The sequence below is a fragment of the Bacillus sp. FSL R5-0431 genome (genome assembly GCF_038002985.1).
GTDB lineage: Bacteria > Bacillota > Bacilli > Bacillales > Bacillaceae > Bacillus.
Map to the genome: position 1 here is coordinate 2641946 of NZ_JBBOOG010000001.1, position 17750 is coordinate 2659695.

The 17750-nt window shown below is 42.6% G+C and carries 19 protein-coding genes and 1 pseudogene; 8 read left to right on the forward strand and 12 right to left on the reverse strand.

Annotated elements, in window-relative coordinates; translation table 11 throughout:
* Window positions 1-9 precede the first annotated feature (9 nt).
* On the reverse strand, window positions 10-561 hold the full coding sequence (thpR, locus tag MKZ03_RS13520) for an RNA 2',3'-cyclic phosphodiesterase (protein ID WP_307500083.1): 552 nt from the start codon (window positions 559-561) through the stop codon (window positions 10-12).
* Window positions 562-655: 94 nt separating this feature from the next.
* Here thpR and cysK point away from each other — a divergent pair, with 94 nt between their 5' ends.
* A complete protein-coding gene (cysK, locus tag MKZ03_RS13525; protein ID WP_370876264.1) occupies window positions 656-1585 on the forward strand; it encodes a cysteine synthase A in 930 nt (309 codons plus the stop codon).
* Window positions 1586-1635: 50 nt separating this feature from the next.
* Here cysK and MKZ03_RS13530 read toward each other — a convergent pair whose 3' ends face one another.
* Together MKZ03_RS13530 and pepV are read right to left on the reverse strand one after the other, a co-directional pair.
* Complete coding sequence (locus tag MKZ03_RS13530; RefSeq protein ID WP_060597036.1) at window positions 1636-2262, reverse strand: Type 1 glutamine amidotransferase-like domain-containing protein; 627 nt, start codon at window positions 2260-2262, stop codon at window positions 1636-1638.
* Window positions 2263-2285: 23 nt separating this feature from the next.
* Complete coding sequence (pepV, locus tag MKZ03_RS13535) at window positions 2286-3686, reverse strand: dipeptidase PepV (RefSeq protein ID WP_340973561.1); 1401 nt, start codon at window positions 3684-3686, stop codon at window positions 2286-2288.
* 94 nt (window positions 3687-3780) lie between these two features.
* On the opposite strand from pepV, the gene MKZ03_RS13540 reads away from it, so the two are divergent.
* Both MKZ03_RS13540 and MKZ03_RS13545 read left to right on the forward strand, forming a co-directional pair.
* Window positions 3781-5079: an NCS2 family permease gene (locus MKZ03_RS13540; RefSeq protein ID WP_034665455.1), complete on the forward strand. Its 1299-nt coding sequence runs from the start codon at window positions 3781-3783 to the stop codon at window positions 5077-5079.
* Between the two features lie 371 nt (window positions 5080-5450).
* Window positions 5451-5672, forward strand: coding sequence for a DeoR family transcriptional regulator (locus MKZ03_RS13545; RefSeq protein WP_008356419.1), 222 nt, complete (start codon window positions 5451-5453; stop codon window positions 5670-5672).
* 270 nt (window positions 5673-5942) lie between these two features.
* On the opposite strand, the gene MKZ03_RS13550 is transcribed toward MKZ03_RS13545, so the two are convergent.
* Window positions 5943-6659, reverse strand: coding sequence for a pseudouridine synthase (locus MKZ03_RS13550; RefSeq protein ID WP_034665452.1), 717 nt, complete (start codon window positions 6657-6659; stop codon window positions 5943-5945).
* A gap of 16 nt (window positions 6660-6675) precedes the next feature.
* Window positions 6676-8298: a putative polysaccharide biosynthesis protein gene (locus MKZ03_RS13555; protein ID WP_034665449.1), complete on the reverse strand. Its 1623-nt coding sequence runs from the start codon at window positions 8296-8298 to the stop codon at window positions 6676-6678.
* A 175-nt stretch (window positions 8299-8473) separates the two neighbouring features.
* Here MKZ03_RS13555 and MKZ03_RS13560 point away from each other — a divergent pair, with 175 nt between their 5' ends.
* The 5 genes and pseudogenes from MKZ03_RS13560 to MKZ03_RS13580 all read left to right on the forward strand — a co-directional run.
* Window positions 8474-9742: a BaiN/RdsA family NAD(P)/FAD-dependent oxidoreductase gene (locus tag MKZ03_RS13560; protein ID WP_341032131.1), complete on the forward strand. Its 1269-nt coding sequence runs from the start codon at window positions 8474-8476 to the stop codon at window positions 9740-9742.
* Entirely contained in the window at window positions 9739-9936 is a 198-nt protein-coding gene (locus tag MKZ03_RS13565) for a hypothetical protein (RefSeq protein ID WP_106031157.1), read from the forward strand. The genes MKZ03_RS13560 and MKZ03_RS13565 overlap by 4 nt, the downstream gene beginning before the upstream one ends.
* A 140-nt stretch (window positions 9937-10076) precedes the next feature.
* Window positions 10077-11609 (forward strand): glycine betaine transporter OpuD, encoded by a 1533-nt coding sequence (gene opuD, locus MKZ03_RS13570; protein WP_106031156.1) that lies wholly within the window; start codon window positions 10077-10079, stop codon window positions 11607-11609.
* Window positions 11610-11735: 126 nt separating this feature from the next.
* A complete protein-coding gene (locus MKZ03_RS13575; RefSeq protein ID WP_307500091.1) occupies window positions 11736-12038 on the forward strand; it encodes a CbrC family protein in 303 nt (100 codons plus the stop codon).
* A 20-nt stretch (window positions 12039-12058) separates the two neighbouring features.
* Window positions 12059-12259, forward strand: a pseudogene (locus tag MKZ03_RS13580) (CbrC family protein); the annotation flags it as partial.
* 44 nt (window positions 12260-12303) lie between these two features.
* Here the strand turns inward: MKZ03_RS13580 and MKZ03_RS13585 are convergent.
* The 7 genes from MKZ03_RS13585 to MKZ03_RS13615 all read right to left on the reverse strand — a co-directional run bounded on the left by MKZ03_RS13585 (window position 12304) and on the right by MKZ03_RS13615 (window position 17584).
* The gene (locus MKZ03_RS13585) at window positions 12304-12486 is read right to left on the reverse strand and encodes a sporulation protein Cse60 (protein ID WP_003217582.1); all 183 of its coding nucleotides are present in this window, start codon (window positions 12484-12486) and stop codon (window positions 12304-12306) included.
* A 99-nt stretch (window positions 12487-12585) separates the two neighbouring features.
* Window positions 12586-12897, reverse strand: coding sequence for a rhodanese-like domain-containing protein (locus MKZ03_RS13590; protein WP_066030532.1), 312 nt, complete (start codon window positions 12895-12897; stop codon window positions 12586-12588).
* A gap of 54 nt (window positions 12898-12951) precedes the next feature.
* Complete coding sequence (locus MKZ03_RS13595; protein ID WP_307500092.1) at window positions 12952-13635, reverse strand: YesL family protein; 684 nt, start codon at window positions 13633-13635, stop codon at window positions 12952-12954.
* 24 nt (window positions 13636-13659) lie between these two features.
* A complete protein-coding gene (locus MKZ03_RS13600; protein ID WP_340973564.1) occupies window positions 13660-14949 on the reverse strand; it encodes a Gfo/Idh/MocA family protein in 1290 nt (429 codons plus the stop codon).
* Window positions 14950-14966: 17 nt separating this feature from the next.
* Window positions 14967-15491: a lipoprotein YteS gene (locus tag MKZ03_RS13605; protein ID WP_334750194.1), complete on the reverse strand. Its 525-nt coding sequence runs from the start codon at window positions 15489-15491 to the stop codon at window positions 14967-14969.
* Complete coding sequence (locus tag MKZ03_RS13610) at window positions 15488-16600, reverse strand: glycoside hydrolase family 88/105 protein (RefSeq protein WP_095286129.1); 1113 nt, start codon at window positions 16598-16600, stop codon at window positions 15488-15490. Before MKZ03_RS13610 ends, MKZ03_RS13605 begins: the two co-directional genes overlap by 4 nt.
* An 18-nt stretch (window positions 16601-16618) precedes the next feature.
* A complete protein-coding gene (locus MKZ03_RS13615) occupies window positions 16619-17584 on the reverse strand; it encodes an ABC transporter permease (protein ID WP_066030527.1) in 966 nt (321 codons plus the stop codon).
* Window positions 17585-17750: the final 166 nt, after the last annotated feature.

A 17750-nucleotide genomic window follows, 5' to 3' on the forward strand; every position in this document is an offset into this window, starting at 1 on the left:
CTTTTAGAATCATTTATGTAGTGCAAATTGTTTGATTGCGTGATAACGCGGGGTTTCTTTCGGACGTATTTCAAATAGAGTCATACAAGAAACCTCTATCACGTATGGCTCTTTGCGTAAAGGCGCTTGTTCTGCAAAAGAGTAATCCGCGTTCCATTTTCGCGCAATCGTCATATGCGGATGAAACGGTCTCTTTTCAACAGGATGTCCTGCTGACAATACGGCTTCTTTCACCTTTTCTCTTAATTGCATGAGCGGTTCACTTTCATTAGGTTTTGCAAAAAAGACTCTCGGGCGCTCCTTCATGCCAAACTGTCCTACCTCATTCAGCTCTAGTGAAAATGCAGCGGCTTCATTTGAAAGGATATCAAGCAGCTCGATGATCTTTTTTAAACGCTCATCTGGAATGGCACCTAAAAAGATCAGGGTCACATGATAATCATCTGGTGCTGTCCACTTTTGAAAGGATAGTCCGCTCCTTAGATCCATGTCTTTTTTGATTTGATGCGCAAGTTGTTCAGGGATGTGAATCCCTATAAAATAATGACGGTTTTCTGCCACAATATCACCTGTCCTTTTTTAACAAACTTTACGAATCCCCATTGATGATAGTATAACTAAAGAAATGCGGAATGAGAAGAAAGGGTGTCACATGATGAAGGTTGCACAAAATATAGCTGAGCTGATTGGCGATACACCACTTGTTAAATTACAGCGGCTTCAGCCAGACAATGCGGCAGCTGTTTATTTAAAGCTGGAATCATTTAATCCTAGCGGCAGTGTGAAGGACCGCGCTGCTTACAATATGATCGTCGAGGCTGAAAGGCAAGGAAAGCTTACAAAAGGAGCGACAATTATTGAACCAACGAGTGGGAATACAGGGATTGGTTTAGCCATGAACGCAGCAGCAAGAGGCTATAAAGCCATCCTTGTCATGCCAGATACGATGACAAAGGAAAGAATCAATATTTTGAAGGCTTATGGGGCGCAGGTCGTTTTAACCCCAGGAGAAGAAAAAATGCCAGGCTGTATTCGCAAGGCAGAGGAACTGGCGTCTCAAATTCCTCATAGCTTTATCCCGATGCAATTTGATAATGGGGCGAACCCAGATGCACATAGAGGCACAACGGCTGTTGAAATCATGGAAGCTGTCAAACAACTTGGAAAGCCCCTTGGAGCCTTTGTCGCAACAGCAGGAACTGGCGGAACCATTACAGGCACCGGAGAGGAATTAAAGAAGGCATTCCCTCATTTGACCATACGTGTGGCAGAGCCGAAGGGATCTCCAGTCTTATCTGGCGGGAAACCTGGCAAACATAAACTTGTTGGCACAAGCCCAGGATTTATTCCCCATATTTTAAACGAGCATGTCTATGATGAGATCGTGCAAGTAAGCGATGGAGATGCGTACACCATCACACGTCAGCTTGCCCGGCTTGAAGGAATTTTAGTTGGTCCATCATCTGGTGCAGCCTGCTATGCTGCGATTGAAACAGCCAAGCAACTGCCGGCAGAACAAATCGTGATCTGTATGACAGCAGATACAGGCGAACGATACTTATCAAGTGATGTTTTTCAAGATTAAAAAAAAGGAACAGGGTCATGAATCCCTGTTCCTTTTTCTTCGTTTCAAGGTTAGGACGATTTGTCGGACTTCACCTCAGCCTGCTCCCCTGTGATGAGTAAAACCTGCTCATCAGTAAGCGGGCATAAATCGAGCGTCTGCTCAAACTGTTCCATGATTTGCTGCGCAGCCTCGCCTAAATAGGTATTGTACATATGCGGTACCGGATAGTAGCTTATCTCATTGAATCCTTGACATGATGAAAGTTCTGCTGCCTTCTGCCGATCATCCATCACGGAGATATATTCAATGCTTGGTGCCATGATGATACTCCCTGCGGACTCTCCGATGTACAGCTTGCCTTTATTGATTTCTTCTTTCAGCACGTCATCAAGACGATGCTTTCTTAATTCCTGCAGCAAATAGAAGGTGTTGCCTCCTGATACGTACATCACATCATTTTGTTCCATCATCTTTGTGATTTCTTCAGTAGACTGCTCAGCTATCTGAACGGTCTCTAGATGCATACCTAGTTGATGAAAGGCTTCTTTCGCTGCCTCCACATAGTGCGTGACTTCTTCCACAGCACTGGCTGTTGGAAAAAACGTCACGCGTTTTCCTTTTAATGATTCACCCGCAAAGTCAGATAAGAGAGAATAGCTGTCTTTGAATGAAGAGCATAAGAACATTTTTTTCACTGTGAATCCCCTCTTCTCTTTTTCTATTTTGCCAATTCATACATGGCTTGTGCATATAGAGCGGTTGCTCTTAGTAGATCATCGATTTCGATATATTCATCCTTCTGGTGTGCGCAATCTGGTCTGCCAGGGAATAGAGGTCCAAAGGCAACGCCCGCTTCTAAAGATCTCGCATACGTTCCTCCACCAATCGCAATCAGATTAGCTGGATCTCCCGTTTGTTCCTCATATACCCGCTGCAATGTTTTCACAAGCGGATGATCTTTTGAGACGTGATGCGGAGGGCTGTCGTCAAATTTCAGAAGGATGGCCCCTTTGATGCCTTCGATCCCTTTTTTAACGTCCTTGCCGTCTGCTGTCACTGGATAGCGGACATTTAACCCTAGCTTCGCTTCCTCGTTTTGTGTATAGCGGATCGTTCCAACATTTAAAGTCAAATCTCCGCTAATCTCATCTTTACAAGCAATCCCCAGCTTTTTCCCTCTTGTATCCTGATCAAATAAAGCGTTGATTTGGGAGGTAAAAGCAAGCCCGTCTTCATCTAACTCTTGTCCACATAGGAAATTGGCCATATGAATGCCCGCATTGATGCCATGCGCCGGCTCCATGGCATGAACTGATTCACCTTTTAATGTGAGATGCAGTCCGTCCGCTGCTTTCTTTACCTCACCTGATAAATGATTGTGAGCAAGATAAGCTTCAAAAGCTGTTTTTAATGATTCAGCATCGTGATCTTGTGCAGCTGTCACAGTGGCAGCTGCCTCATCCGGCACCATATTCAGCCGCATACCCGATGTGAATTGCTTGAGCGTATAGCGCTGATGATTTTCTGTATGTTGATATGTAAATGACACGATGGCATCAATGATCCCTTTTTCAGCATGAATAATCGGAAAATCGGCATCTGGCGCAAATCCAATTTGCGGCATCGCCTCATGCTTGAAATAATGGTCCACACAGCGCCAATCACTTTCTTCATCCGTTCCAATGATCATTCGAATCTTTTTTGACAGCTTCATCCCTGTATCTTTTATCATCTTTAGCGCGTAGAAAGCCGCCATGGTTGGACCTTTATCATCAATGGCCCCTCGTGCAAATATTTTATTTTCTCTTATGTCCGCTGAAAATGGCGGGGTTGTCCAGCCGTCACCAGCAGGCACAACGTCCACATGGCATAGCACACCTACAATGTCTTCGCCTTCTCCATATTCAATATGACCTGCATAGCCATCGACATTCTTGACTGTGAATCCTTCGTCTTCCCCTTTTTTCAGCATATACTGAAGGGCCTGATCGACTTTTTCACCAAATGGCTTTCCTTCTTTTCCACCTTCTTCATCAAGGACGCTTTCAATTTGCAAAAAAGATTGTGTGTCCTTAATTAAGTCGTCTTTTTTTCGTATCACTTCAGCTTCCCAATTCATTTTTCCATTCCTCCTTGAAAAAAGGTTGCAATCCATCCTTAAAACGAATATTATATTAATTGTTTTGTAATAATGTTCGTAAATGGAGGATTTTATGTTTCAGTTAAAAGAAAACCAAACCAACATAAAGAGAGAATTAATCGCTGGTATGACGACATTCTTTACCATGGTATATATTGTTGCCGTTAACCCAGGAATTCTTTCAAAAGCAGGCATTCCTTTTGACCAAGTCTTTACTGCAACAATTATCGCTGCTGTCGTCGGTACGCTCTGGATGGCACTATTTGCAAACTATCCGATTGCTATTGCACCAGGCATGGGGCTGAATGTCTATTTCACCTTTACAGTTGTCGGTGGTGGCGGCATCAGCTATCAAACAGCGTTCAGTGCGGTATTTGTTGCTGGTATACTCTTTATTATTTTATCGTTAACATCCCTTAGAAAACAACTGATTCAAGCCATTCCAGATAATTTAAAGTACGGCATTACAGCAGGAATCGGGCTTTTCATTGCATTTATCGGCCTCCGTCAGTCTGGGATTATCGCAGCTGACCCTGAAAATCTAGTGAAGCTTGGCAACTTAAACTCGCCTGTTGTCATATTAACGCTTGTCGGCTTAATGATCTCTGTTATTTTAATGGTTCTTCAAATAAATGGCGCTCTGTTTATCGGCATGTTAGCGACGACACTGATTGCGCTCGTAACAGGCCAGCTTCATTTCCCTAAAATGCTGATGGATATCCCTGCACTACCCGAAGGCATGCTGATTACAAATCCATTCGCTGCTTTTGGCGATGTATTCTCTCATCATTTATATGCTGTCGTCTTCTCCTTCTTACTAGTGACGATTTTTGATACAACGGGCACAATGATCGGAGTGGCTGAACAAGCAGGACTCATGAAAAAAGGCCAGCTGCCAAAGGTACGCAGAGCCCTGCTCGCTGACTCTGCTGCAACGACGATAGGTTCTATGTTTGGGACAAGCCCAACAACAGCTTATATTGAATCATCATCTGGGGTTGCTGCTGGCGGAAGAACTGGACTAACGTCTTTAACGGTCGCTGCACTGTTTATTGTGGCATTGTTTTTCGGCCCGCTCGTTCAAGCCATTTCTTCTTTACCATCCATCACATCACCTGTTCTCATCATTGTCGGGTGCTTGATGATGAACTCAGTGTCACGCATTCGCTGGAACGAGCTAGACGAAGCATTCCCTGCTTTTCTTGTGATCCTTTCCATGCCGCTGACATCTAGTATTTCTACAGGAATTTCACTTGGATTTATCTCATATCCCCTTGTGAAACTGGCAAAAGGGAAATGGAGAGAAGTACATGTACTTGTTCTCATCTTTGCCATTTTATTTTTCATTCAGCTCTTTTTCTTAGAAGGATAACAGAAACAAAAAAGGCACATTCTAACAAGGGATGTGTCTTTTTGAGATGAGTGAATTTTTTATTTTGTAAATTTTCTGTGTTTATTTTTTGGATGTTTGAATGTGACGGTATTCTCCATACCCCTTACGCCTATTGGGTTGTAACCGAATTCAAAACATGGTATATACCATGTTTCGATTCATGAAGACAAGTTAAAAAACACGTAAAGTTGACTTTTTGGTGGAACTAGATGCATAATAACGTGTATAATAGAATAAAACATTAAGAAACACGAACATTTACCATTGTTGCATGTCCTTATTTCGCAGTTTTAGTGTAGTAAGTTGTGGTTAGTCAAGTCCATCCGATCTTATTGATAGGGAGTGGTTTTTTGAAACCTTCAACAAACCGTATGATGACTCGAATTAAATCAGTTTATATGTTCATTCAAGAGAAAGGTCTTGTGACGACACAAGAGCTGGTTGATGAATTCGGGATCACACCTAGAACCATTCAAAGAGACTTAAACGTGCTTGCCTATAACGATCTTGTTCATAGTCCAAGCAGAGGCAAATGGGAAACAACGAGAAAAAAAGTGAAAATATCATCTTAAGCTTATAATGAACTGTCCATATAACAAAAAGAACCGGCGATATGCCGGTTCTTCAGATTGTTGACAAAGGGCTAAAATGATCTTCATTTTAGCCTTTTGTCTTCTTTTCAGCGTGATAGAAAACCTTTGCAGTCTAGGAAGGACGAGTACCGGAGCGGAGCGAATTTGACATTCGTGAGCACCGGAGCGCAGACCTGACACCGAATGCGAGGGTTTGTCTACACGCTGAAAGAACCGGCGATATGCCGGTTCTTTTCTTTTATTCTACATTTATGGTCGATTGATTAAGCTGTCCAATTCTTCATCCGTCAATTCACGGTACTCTCCAGGCGCTAGATCTTCATCTAAAGAAACAGCTCCCATCGAGAGCCTTTTTAAAAAGATGACTTCATTTCCCACTGCTTGCGCCATCAGCTTCACTTGATGGTACTTTCCTTCAGTAATCGTTAAACGGATGCGTGTATCTTCGTTTTCATTCGCATCTACTTCAACCTTCGCCGGCTTCGTGCGGTAATCATCTAAAATGACAACGCCCTCTTCAAGACGCTTGATGTCTTGATCTCCTAATGGGTATTTCAAATGAACTTCATATGTTTTTGGCACATGCTTTTTTGGAGAAAGTAATTGATGAGCAAGCTGTCCATCATTTGTGAGGAGGAGAAGACCGACTGTATCCTTATCCAGTCTCCCCACAGGAAATGGCTCCCTTGCGATATCCTCCGGCTCTAGTAAATCGACGACCGTTTCATCCCGCAGATCTTCAGTTGCTGAGATGACCCCGTCCGGTTTGTTCATCATTAAGTAAATGAATTCTTTATACTCTACACGCTCTCCGTGTACGAGCACTTCATCATTCGATGGATCAACATGATCTTTCACCTGCTTCGCCACTTCTCCATTCACTGTGACCGCCCGTGCCTTGACCAGCTTCTTCACATCTTTTCTTGAACCAAAGCCGCTGCTAGCAAGCAATTTATCAAGCCTCATGAATATCCACCTCTTCTTAACTCTTTTTTCTTAAAAATTTCGGCATACGGCTGCCGAGTACACGCTCAAGTAATCCTACCTTATAAGACAAGAACAGATACACACCGCCGCCAGTGATCATTGAAATCAAAATGACGATACCCGCTTGTACAATTCCACCCTCATACGAAATCACTTGGCTCACAAGCTGACATGTCACATACGCCACAACAGCCATAATCGCCGTTAAAATACCAATGAGAATAAATCGTTTGAAAATCCTGCGGAACGAGTAGCCGGCATGGCGCTTAATCATGATAAACATATACAAGATGGACGCGCTATAGCCTAACGCAGTCGCAAGCACAGAACCATTTCCTTGCAGCCAGCTGATTAGCGGAATGTTCAGAACCGTTTTAATAATGATCCCTAACAACAGACTGACAATGGCGAATTTTTGTTTGTTAATTCCCTGCAAAATTGCTGCATTAATGGTGAATAAGGAAAACAATAACGCAACAGGTGCATACCAGAACAAAATTGACATCCCAATCTCAGGATGAACGGACGGATAGAAAAACCAATAAACCGGTCCAGCCAATGCCGAGATACCAAATGAAGCAGGCAGTACGAAAAATAAAATGACCTGCATCGTCTGATCAATTTGTCTATTGAGAAGCTTGTAGTTACGAGCTGTAAATGATTCCGTAATCGTCGGGATTAAGGTTAAGCCAAACGCTGTTGCAAGCGACACAGGAATCATCACGAGCTTCGGTAAATATAACGTCACGATAGACAATACCGCTGTACTAATATCCTGATGTCCTGATGCAATCATAGCTCTGTTAATGGTGTTTGTATCAATATAAGAATAAATTGGAATCGCAAGTCCAACAAACACATACGGTGCCGCATAGCTAAACAGCTCTGTAAACATTTGTTTATAAGATAAGTCAGAGGAAGCACCTGTATTCGGCTGCATGGATAAGAGCCGGTCCTTGCGCTTCAGCCAATATAAATAAAGCGTGAATAAACCCCCAAATGCGCCGATAAGTGCTGCAAATGTGGCATATCCGACAGCGATGACAAGCCCGCCGTCAAGCACTTTTAAAATAATAAACGTTGCAGTTAATAGGAAGATGATTCTGACAAGCTGCTCAATCACTTGGGAAACAGCTGTCGGTCCCATCATGGAGTGTCCTTGGAAGAACCCCCGCACAAGACTCATAATAGGTACAACCAAAAGACCTAAACTGACCATCCGAATCACATATACCACTTGATCGACAGTCAAACCGCCTGTTTCATTCGATCCGCCAAGCTGAATCTTGGCAAAAATCGGTGCGGTCAAATATAAAATAGAAAAGGCGATAATCCCGGTGACAAGCATGACCGACATACCCGCCCTGAACATTTTCCTTGTTGTCTCATAATCGCCGATTGCATTATATTTAGAAACAAATTTTGATACCGCTGTTGGAAAACCAAGCGTAGCAATACTTAAAAAGATCGTATACTGATTGTATCCATATTGAAATAGCGCTCCACCAGTAGCTCCAACCATTGCGCTAAATGGAATTAAGTAAATCATACCAAGAATACGAGAGAGATAAGTCCCTATCGTTAAAACCAACGTACCACGAAGCAGTTTATTAGACATGCGCTTAACCACCATTTTTCTAATGAATATTCAACTTAACTATTTTACCACATCATTTCGACGCACAGGTAACAAATCCAATACAGAAGGCACAAAACCAATCAATTCATATTTCAGCCTTCCCCAATTTTCGTTATAATAGAGGAATGACTGAAAGTAGAAAGAGGAATGTAACATGAAACATTATGATGTCATTGTCATTGGCGGTGGACCTTCTGGACTGATGGCCGCGATTGCATCAGCAGAGCACGGAGCGACTGTTCTGTTAATTGACAAAGGAAACAAACTTGGCAGGAAGCTCGCCATTTCTGGCGGTGGACGCTGTAACGTCACCAACCGCCTTCCAGTAGAAGAAATCATCAAGCATATTCCCGGAAACGGCCGTTTTTTATATAGTGCATTTTCTGAGTTCAATAACGAGGATATTATTTCGTTTTTTGAAAACCTCGGCATTGAACTTAAAGAAGAAGACCATGGACGTATGTTCCCTGTCTCAAACAAAGCACAATCTGTTGTGGATGCCCTTTTAGACAGGCTCCGCAACCTCAATGTCACCATTCGAACGAATGAAAAGATTAAAACAGTTCTGTATCAAGACGGACAAGCAGCTGGAATTGTTACAAATAATGATGAAAAAATTTCAAGTAACGCCGTTGTCATTGCTGTTGGCGGAAAAAGTGTGCCGCATACTGGTTCTACTGGTGACGGCTATGCATGGGCAGAAGCCGCTGGTCATACGATTAGGCTCTTCCCAACAGAAGTACCGGTCACATCAGATGAGCGCTTTATTAAAGAAAAAGTGCTACAAGGTCTTTCTTTAAGAAGTGTGGCTGTCAGTGTTTTAAATAAAAAGGGGAAACCCGTCGTCACACATGTCATGGATATGATTTTTACTCACTTTGGCTTATCCGGCCCAGCTGTTCTTAGATGCAGCGGATTTGTTGTGAAAGAATTGAAAAAACAGCCGACTGTTCGTCTGCAAATAGACTTATATCCGAAGCTTAATGACGAGGAGCTGTTCCAAAAGCTTCATCGAGACCTAAAAGATGAACCCAAAAAAGCCATAAAAAATGTCCTGAAGTCTTGGATGCAAGAACGCTATTTATTGTTTCTGTTAGAACGGAACGGCATAGATCCGCAAGACACATTTTCTGGTCTTGCTAAGGACAAACTGCGCGCATTCGTAAATGATTGCAAACACTTTATCGTTCATGCGAACGGCACTCTTTCCTTAGACAAAGCGTTTGTCACAGGAGGCGGCGTTTCTGTGAAAGAAATTGAACCGAAGAAAATGGCGTCTAAAAAAATGCCCGGTCTTTATTTCTGCGGAGAAATTTTAGACATTCACGGTTATACAGGCGGATACAATATCACGTCAGCACTTGTGACAGGCAGGCTTGCCGGTATGAATGCTGCACTCGAAGCAAAGGAGAGATTTTCATGATGAGACGTGCACTTCCGATTATCCTAGCGGTTGTGATTAGTTTGACAGCCGCTGTTTTCTTGAAGCTATCAATTACCCCGTTAAAAGTCGCCATTGTTTTGGCCTTTACCATCTTCGCTGTTTGTTTAAAAGAATACGTCTACCGTCTTCGTAAACGAATTGAAGAAAAATCATCTTCACATACCGATAGTTGATTAATGGAAGCAAAACATGTTACGGTAAAGTAGAGGTCGAGTGAGAAGCTCGCCTCTTTTTGTTTGAAATTAGTTGAGTTAGGGGATATTAAGCAAAATCCTCTGCTTAAACGTGTAGAACAACAGGAGAGTGAGATGGTGTGAAAAACGTATCAAGTGTATTTTGGATTGTGATTGCGATCACATTTGTTGCCGTCATATGGGGAGCTTTTTCTCCAGAAACACTGCAAAATGTCACAGATCAAATTCAAACATACATTACAAATGACTTTGGCTGGTATTACTTGTTAGTGGTGTCACTGCTCGTCGGCTTTTGTCTATTCTTTATCTTTAGCCCAATCGGTAAGATTACGCTAGGAAAACCTGGGGAAGAGCCTGAATTCGGCTTATTTTCTTGGTTTGCGATGCTATTTAGTGCCGGTATGGGAATTGGTCTTGTTTTTTACGGAGCAGCTGAACCGATCAGCCACTATGCCATACAGTCACCAACGGGTGAAACTGAAACGGCGCAGGCCTTCCGAGATTCCCTTCGATATACATTTTTCCATTGGGGGCTTCATGCATGGGCTATTTATGCCATTGTTGCACTTTGCATTGCTTACTTTAAATTTAGAAAAGATGCACCTGGCTTAATTAGTGCAACGTTGCAGCCAGTTTTAGGAAATAAAACGAATGGATGGATCGGAAAAACCATCGATTGTATTGCGGTATTTGCAACTGTTGTTGGTGTTGCGACAAGCCTAGGATTAGGTGCGGCACAAATAAACGGGGGATTGAATTACCTGTTTCAAATTCCGAATGCTTTTAGCACACAATTGATCATTATCATGATTGTGACGGTGCTTTTCCTTGCATCTGCTCTAAGCGGGATTGGAAAAGGCATTAAATATTTAAGTAATATCAACATGGTATTAGCAGCTGTTCTGATGTTTTTCTTACTTTTGGTAGGTCCAACTGTTTTTATCTTAAATTCATTTACTGACTCGATTGGGCAATACTTATCCAATATCGTTCAAATGAGCTTCCGTCTATCTCCAAATGATCCTGAGAAGAGAGAATGGATTAATGGATGGACAATCTTTTATTGGGCATGGTGGATTTCTTGGGCACCATTTGTCGGAATCTTTATCGCAAGGGTGTCACGCGGACGAACGATTCGAGAATTTTTACTAGGTGTCTTAGTGGCTCCTTCTATCCTAGTATTCCTATGGTTCTCGATTTTCGGTGTATCTGCGATGGATTTACAGCAAAAGAATATTGTCGATGTTGCAGGTCTTTCAACAGAAACAATGCTCTTCGGTGTACTAAATGAATATCCGCTGGCGATGATCACATCGATTCTAGCACTCATTTTAATCGCCATATTCTTTATTACATCGGCTGATTCAGCTACATTTGTGCTTGGAATGCAGACAACCTACGGATCATTGAACCCTTCTGGCAGTGTCAAAGTCAGCTGGGGTATCATCCAATCTGCTGTTGCTGCCGTGCTTTTATTTTCAGGGGGACTTGGAGCTCTTCAAAATACAGCCAAGCTCGCAGCCTTGCCGTTCTCCGTTGTCATTATTTTGATGATTGTCTCACTGTACAAGTCACTGAATGATGAACGAAAAGCTATCAAGCAAGCCAACAAAGTCAGTAAACCACGAAGTCCAAGAGTAAAAAAAGCATAATCTCAAGCGAAAAAAGCCGTTCCTCATCCGATCGGCTTTTTTCTATATAGACAATTTAAGATTGTTGCAAGCTTGAGGATTCCTGTAAAATAATGATGAAATCATTTCTACATAATGGAGGTTTATATGACGCTGCCTACATTCAAGTACAACCCAGATCCAGTTTCGTTAAACGTGATCAAAAAAGAGCCTACGACATGTCCTGTTTGTGAGAAAGAAAGAGATTACGTGTATCATGGTCCATTTTATACTGTTGAAGATGTGGAAGGAATTTGCCCTTGGTGTATTAAAGATGGATCAGCCGCTAAAAAATACGATGGCACCTTTCAAGACGATGCAAGTTGTGATGACGTTGACCAAGAGGAATATATAGATGAACTGATCTTTGAACGCCAGGTTATCGCGGCTGGCAGCAGGAATATTGGTTAAGCCATTGCGGAGATTTTTGCGCAATCGTCTAGTATGTCGGATGGAAAGAGGTAGAACATTTAGAGGAAGAACTCATAGAAGATATCGAAGACATTTGCAGCGGCGGGGGATTAACGAAAGAGAACCTAAAACAATGGCTCGTCAACGGAGGAGACTTGCAGGGCTACCTCTTTCAATGTGTTCGCTGCAAAAAGCATCGTTTATATATTGACGCTAGTTAAACAAAGAAAAAGGACCCTACAAACAGGTCCTTTTTTGATACCATCTATTTTTTATATAAAATGAGTGCAGAAAAACAGTAGAGCTGTTCTCCTCCCTGCTCACAGATCACCGCTACATTGTACTTGATGTCAATGATTTGGTCGTCATCCATTCCTTTTAAAAAAAGATTGATTTCGCTCTGCAAATCTTTTTCGTGTTCTTCATCAAATACAGCTACCTTTAGCACATATGCCACTCTCCCTTCTCTCGCTACTCTATCTTTATGCACATCAGGGCGGGCATATGAACAAAAAAACCTTTCATCTCATTGATGAAAGGCCTTCTTTTACAGCTTCGGTTTTGTTTCTCCTGTCCAAGCAAGCATCCCGCCAATGACATTGGTCGCTTGATAGCCTTGGTCTTCTAGGAAATAGCAGACATTTTCACTACGTTTACCGGAGCGGCAAATAATATAATATTCCTGCGTTTGATCGAATGCATCCAGCTTCTCAGGGATATCTCCCATTCGGATGTGAACAGCTTCTGGAATCATTCCTTCTGCTACTTCCTCGTCCTCACGCACATCAACAAGCTGAATGGCTTCTTCTTGCTCTAGCTTTTGTTTTAATTCTTCTATTGAGATTTCTTTTACTGACACGACGCTCATCTCTCCTTTTAATCACGGTGACACCATTATAGCAAATGATTCACATCACTGTGTATTCACCCGCTTCGATTGAAGGAAAGACGGCAGCTGTTTCTTCACTTCGGCTGTCTGCTGCTCACTTTCAAACTCTACCTTTTTGAATACTTGATAGGCCAGCCACATGTGGCCATAGGCGAGTATGCTCACACTAAAGAACGGCACGATTCCCGGCAAATAAGCAAAGAGAACAAACAGCACAGCCGAGAAAACGAGCATACAGAGTGTATATTGCAAATATGAGATACCAAGCAATAGAGAGAATTTCAGATAGAGACGTTTTTTCCAATCATAATGAGCCAGCAGCGGAAAAATATAAAACAAGCTCACAACAAAGAGAAAACCAAAGATATAAATGGCAAAACGAAGCACATGCAAAAACCAGCTCGTTGGATAAATAAACGCAAGGTCTACATATATAATCGTCCCTATGATCAGCAGCGCCACTCCAATTAAGTTAGAGCGTACAAACTCCTCACGATACACCTTCCAAAAAGTCCGGAAAACGCTGACTTGCTCATGCCCTTGTATCCACTTTCTCATCACTGAAAATAGCGCAGTGGTCGCAGGCATCAATCCAAAGATCCCAAGCCCCAGCATGGTGAACAGCAGCCATAGCAAATTCGTATAGGCAAGTCTCATCACCCACTCACACATTCGAAGCATTCTGCTCATTGAACCATCATGATCCATCTCTTTCCCCTCCTCTCTTTCTCATTACACCGTCTCTTTTTGAAACAATTCTTCTATTTCAATTGGGCGCTTCTCTGCAACAGACCGCCACATGCCTTCCCCAAGCGCAATCGAATAAGCACCAGCCTCTGCTCCTGCTGATATGTCATAGTGAATTAAAGGATCTTTTCCTATAAATAAATCGGCCAGAAGCAGAGGGTCTCCCCCGCCATGCCCCCCTGGCTGTTTCACGACTTCAATTGTCTCTTTTGCCCCAAACATCGGATAATAAGAAATCGTCTGTTCTGGGAATTGAAAAGGAATTCTTGATGGCACATGAAACTCATTTGTTTCAATACGCCCCTTCGTCCCATTAATGGCAAGCCGGTATCCTTCATATGGCGCTGAGAATTGAATTGAATAGCTGAGCAGAGCCCCTTGGTCATATGCCACTGATGCCACATATGTATCCTCAATGTCAATTTCCTGATCAAAAATACAGGCGTCTGGGCGATAATTTGAGTACTGCTGCGTTTGCTCCTTACCGGATTCGATATGGTCGTCCTCGACCTTTGAGCGTTCTACCCGCGGATTCCACCTTGCTTCATAATGACATGTATCCTTCACATGACATGTTCCGCAATACCTGTTTTCTCCCCCCTGCAAGGGATTCCAAGGACTTTCATTTCCGTAATAGTTCAGCGCCCCATAGGCAAATACTTGCTTCGGCTTTTGATTGATCCACCAATTGACCAAATCAAAATGATGCGTCGATTTATGAATGGATAGTCCGCCAGAGAATTGCCTCGTTCGGTTCCACCTTTTGAAGTAACTAGCGCCATGATACGTATCAATGAGCCAGCTCAGTTCAACAGATGTGACCCTTCCAATTTTTCCTTCTAAAATGAGTTCTTTGACCTTTCGATGAAATGGATTGTAGCGATAATTAAAAGTGACTGTGACCTTCCCTTTACTTTCCTTTTCTTTTTCCATCACTTTTTTTGCGTCTTTTGCAGTTGTGACCATTGGCTTTTCAGTGATGACATCGAGATCATGGTCAAGTGCTTGCAAAATATATGTGACATGTGTGTCATCCCGGCCTGCCACAATGACGATATCTGGCTTTGCTTCCTTCACCATTTGATCAAATGCCTCTTCATGAAAAAACGTGACGCCTCGCAGTGATGGAAAACGCTCCTGACAAAGTGTATACCGATGATGATCTATATCTAGAAGCCCTGTAATCTTGTAATGCTCATAGAAATCCTCTGTGAGCGGTTTAATAAACATATTGAACGCACGATGACTGAGTCCGCAAACCACGACCCTTTTCACAGGCCCCACCCCTTTTTCTATCGATTTTCACGAAGTTGTTTCATGAGAGACAGCGCCTCATTGGACTTGTCAGCATACACGGGAATAAAAGCGACCATATCTCGGTGTAATTGAAAGGTATAGCCGTTTAGCTTTTTCGTGCCTTTATTGACTTGAACCGCATAATCGACCGTTTTCCCTGTCTTTTTGTCCTCGACCGTATATGGCCCTGCCGCTTGATCATTTATGCCCATTTCTTCAAGCAGCTGAAAGCTTTCAGGATCATCATATGTTCTAAACATTTCTTCTGGGACAAGCATGACGTCCCCCTCTTTTGCGGTAATTTCAACAAGAAGCTTTTCAGGAATCGCCGGAAAGATGTGGACGCTATAAGACTCTTGTTCTGTCTGAAAAGCCTTCTCGACTAATTGCTCCTTCATCCCCTTTGACATGTCAGAAAAAATCAGAACATCAATACCGTTTGTTTTCCCTTGGCAGGCTGACAAACAAAGGGCAGCGATGAAGCTGAGGAGCCATACCTCACCCCTTTTTCGCCTCTTCATGCCTTCTGAAAAACAGACAGCTTCTCTAGCTCAGTTAACGCCATAATAAAAGCGCCTGCCCCGTGCAAGTCATTTGTGCTTCGCTCTCTTTCAACGTAGTAATCATAAAATCCAGCAGATGTTCCGATACAAATATCATTGATGGTAAAATCACCGTTTTCTGTCTCAGCCGTCTTATGATGAATTAAGCCTTGGTATGCTTTCACCACATGATCGACATAACGAAGGCTGACATACCCTTCATTCATGGCTTTTGACATGGCGTACATGAATAAACACGATCCTGAGCTTTCAAGCCAATTGTCGCTATGAGTACCTTTATCAATGATTTGATGCCAGAGACCTGTGTCTTGATCCTGGTACTTGGATACACTTTCCAGCATGTCTGTCAGCGTTTCCTTCCAAACCTTTCGTCCCTCATGCTCTTCTGGCAGATCCTCGATCATATCTGCTAATGCAAGGACATACCAGCCAAACGATCTTGCCCAAAACTCGGGGGAACAGCCAGTCTTTTGATCAGCCCATGGCATCACTTTTCGTTCGTCCCACGCGTGATAGTACAGACCTGTTTTTTCATCTTTTGTATGCTTTCTCATGAGATGCTCTTGATGGATCACCATATCCACCAGTTCCTCTTCACCTCTCAGCTTTGCATACTTTAAGGCAAAAGGTCCTCCCATGTAGAGACCATCCAACCACATTTGATAGGCATAATTGTCTTTATGCCAAAACCCGCCCTCAGATGTGCGATTCAATGTGCGGTAAAGCCCCCGAAGCTTCTCCGCTGCCAGCACATACCGCTTCTCTCCCGTCCGTTCGTAAAGAGGGAATAAAATGAGACCTGCTTGGATCGCATCAAGCTCATCTCTGCGAAATAACAGGTTTCCATACTCATCAATGAGCGAATCTGCGTAGCTTTTCACATAATTGAAATACGTCTCGTTCTTCGTTGCCTCATATAGCTTCATCACACCGCAAAGAAAAACGCCTTGATGATAATGCCATCTTCCAGCTGGAGGCAGCTCAATTGGTGTATGCGCTTTCATAATTGTTTGTGCTAATTTCTCTGCATGCTCAAGTGGTGATCCCTTTTCAGTCGATAATGTCATTCTTCTTCATCTCCCTTTTTAGTAAATACCTTCTTCCCCGAATTTCTTCGCTAAACGGTTCGCCAGCATGACCAAAATGAGTCCAACGGCTGCTTTAAATAGACCAACAGCGGTACTATAGCTGAATTGTCCTTGCTTAAGACCAGCTGTATAGACGTACGTATCAAAGATTTCTGCTACTTCCCGGTTCGTTGCATTGAGTAATAAGTAGACATGCTCAAAGCCAAGCTCTAATGTGTCACCAATTTTCAAAATAAGCAGAACGACAATCACACTTTTAATGGCAGGAAGAGTGATGTGCCACATTTGTCTCAGTCTGCCGGCTCCATCCATTTTTGCTGCTTCATATAGCTGCGGATCTACCGCTGTAATCGCCGCAAGGTAAATGATCGTCGACCAGCCTGCTTCCCGCCAGATCACCTGTAAAATGTACATGGGTCTGAACCATTCCTGACTAAGGAGGAAGTTAATCTTTTCCCCTCCAAAGAAAGCAATCAATTCATTGATTAACCCGCCATCTACTGTTAACAAAACAAAAGATAAGGACACGACAATCACCCATGACATGAAGTGAGGAATGTATATCATCGTCTGGACAAATTTCTTAAACAATGCCAATCTGACCTCGTTTAAAAGCAGGGCCAATAAGATCGGAATCGGAAAGAAAATCACGACATTCATGGCAAATAAAATCAGTGTATTTTTTAATAAGATGAAAAATGTTGGTTCTGTAAACAATCGAATAAAGTGTTTGAAGCCAACCCACTCACTCCCAAGAATACCGAGAAACGGCTGGTAATCTTGAAAGGCAATGATAAGCCCCCACATCGGCACATATTTAAAGACAAGAAAATAAATGAGCCCTGGCAAAATCATTACATACAAAAACTTTTGACTAAGCAATTGATTAAGTAAGCGCTTTCTCCTTTCTTTTTTCAAAGCTGCCGCAGGCATACCCTTGGCAGTGACATCCTCTGTTTTCATAGATAAAGCCTCCCCTCATGCTGATTGATGCATGTGTTAACTGTATCTTAAGGATGAAAAATCCGTCTACAATCATATCATCAGATCATATTTACTTAGGGGAAGCTACTCAAAACGTTACATAAAACATAAGAAAATGATCCTAATCTCAGAAAATGATTATTGA

Bases quoted from the DNA above. Each gene is read 5' to 3' on its own strand.
- cysK (WP_370876264.1), top strand. From the start codon at position 656: ATGAAGGTTGCACAAAATATAGCTGAGCTGATTGGCGATACACCACTT.
- pepV (WP_340973561.1), bottom strand. From the start codon at position 3,686: ATGAATTGGGAAGCTGAAGTGATACGAAAAAAAGACGACTTAATTAAG.
- MKZ03_RS13540 (WP_034665455.1), top strand. From the start codon at position 3,781: ATGTTTCAGTTAAAAGAAAACCAAACCAACATAAAGAGAGAATTAATC.
- MKZ03_RS13550 (WP_034665452.1), bottom strand. From the start codon at position 6,659: ATGAGGCTTGATAAATTGCTTGCTAGCAGCGGCTTTGGTTCAAGAAAA.
- MKZ03_RS13555 (WP_034665449.1), bottom strand. From the start codon at position 8,298: ATGTCTAATAAACTGCTTCGTGGTACGTTGGTTTTAACGATAGGGACT.
- MKZ03_RS13560 (WP_341032131.1), top strand. From the start codon at position 8,474: ATGAAACATTATGATGTCATTGTCATTGGCGGTGGACCTTCTGGACTG.
- MKZ03_RS13565 (WP_106031157.1), top strand. From the start codon at position 9,739: ATGATGAGACGTGCACTTCCGATTATCCTAGCGGTTGTGATTAGTTTG.
- MKZ03_RS13575 (WP_307500091.1), top strand. From the start codon at position 11,736: ATGACGCTGCCTACATTCAAGTACAACCCAGATCCAGTTTCGTTAAAC.
- MKZ03_RS13595 (WP_307500092.1), bottom strand. From the start codon at position 13,635: ATGGATCATGATGGTTCAATGAGCAGAATGCTTCGAATGTGTGAGTGG.
- MKZ03_RS13605 (WP_334750194.1), bottom strand. From the start codon at position 15,491: ATGAAGAGGCGAAAAAGGGGTGAGGTATGGCTCCTCAGCTTCATCGCT.
- MKZ03_RS13610 (WP_095286129.1), bottom strand. From the start codon at position 16,600: ATGACATTATCGACTGAAAAGGGATCACCACTTGAGCATGCAGAGAAA.
- MKZ03_RS13615 (WP_066030527.1), bottom strand. From the start codon at position 17,584: ATGAAAACAGAGGATGTCACTGCCAAGGGTATGCCTGCGGCAGCTTTG.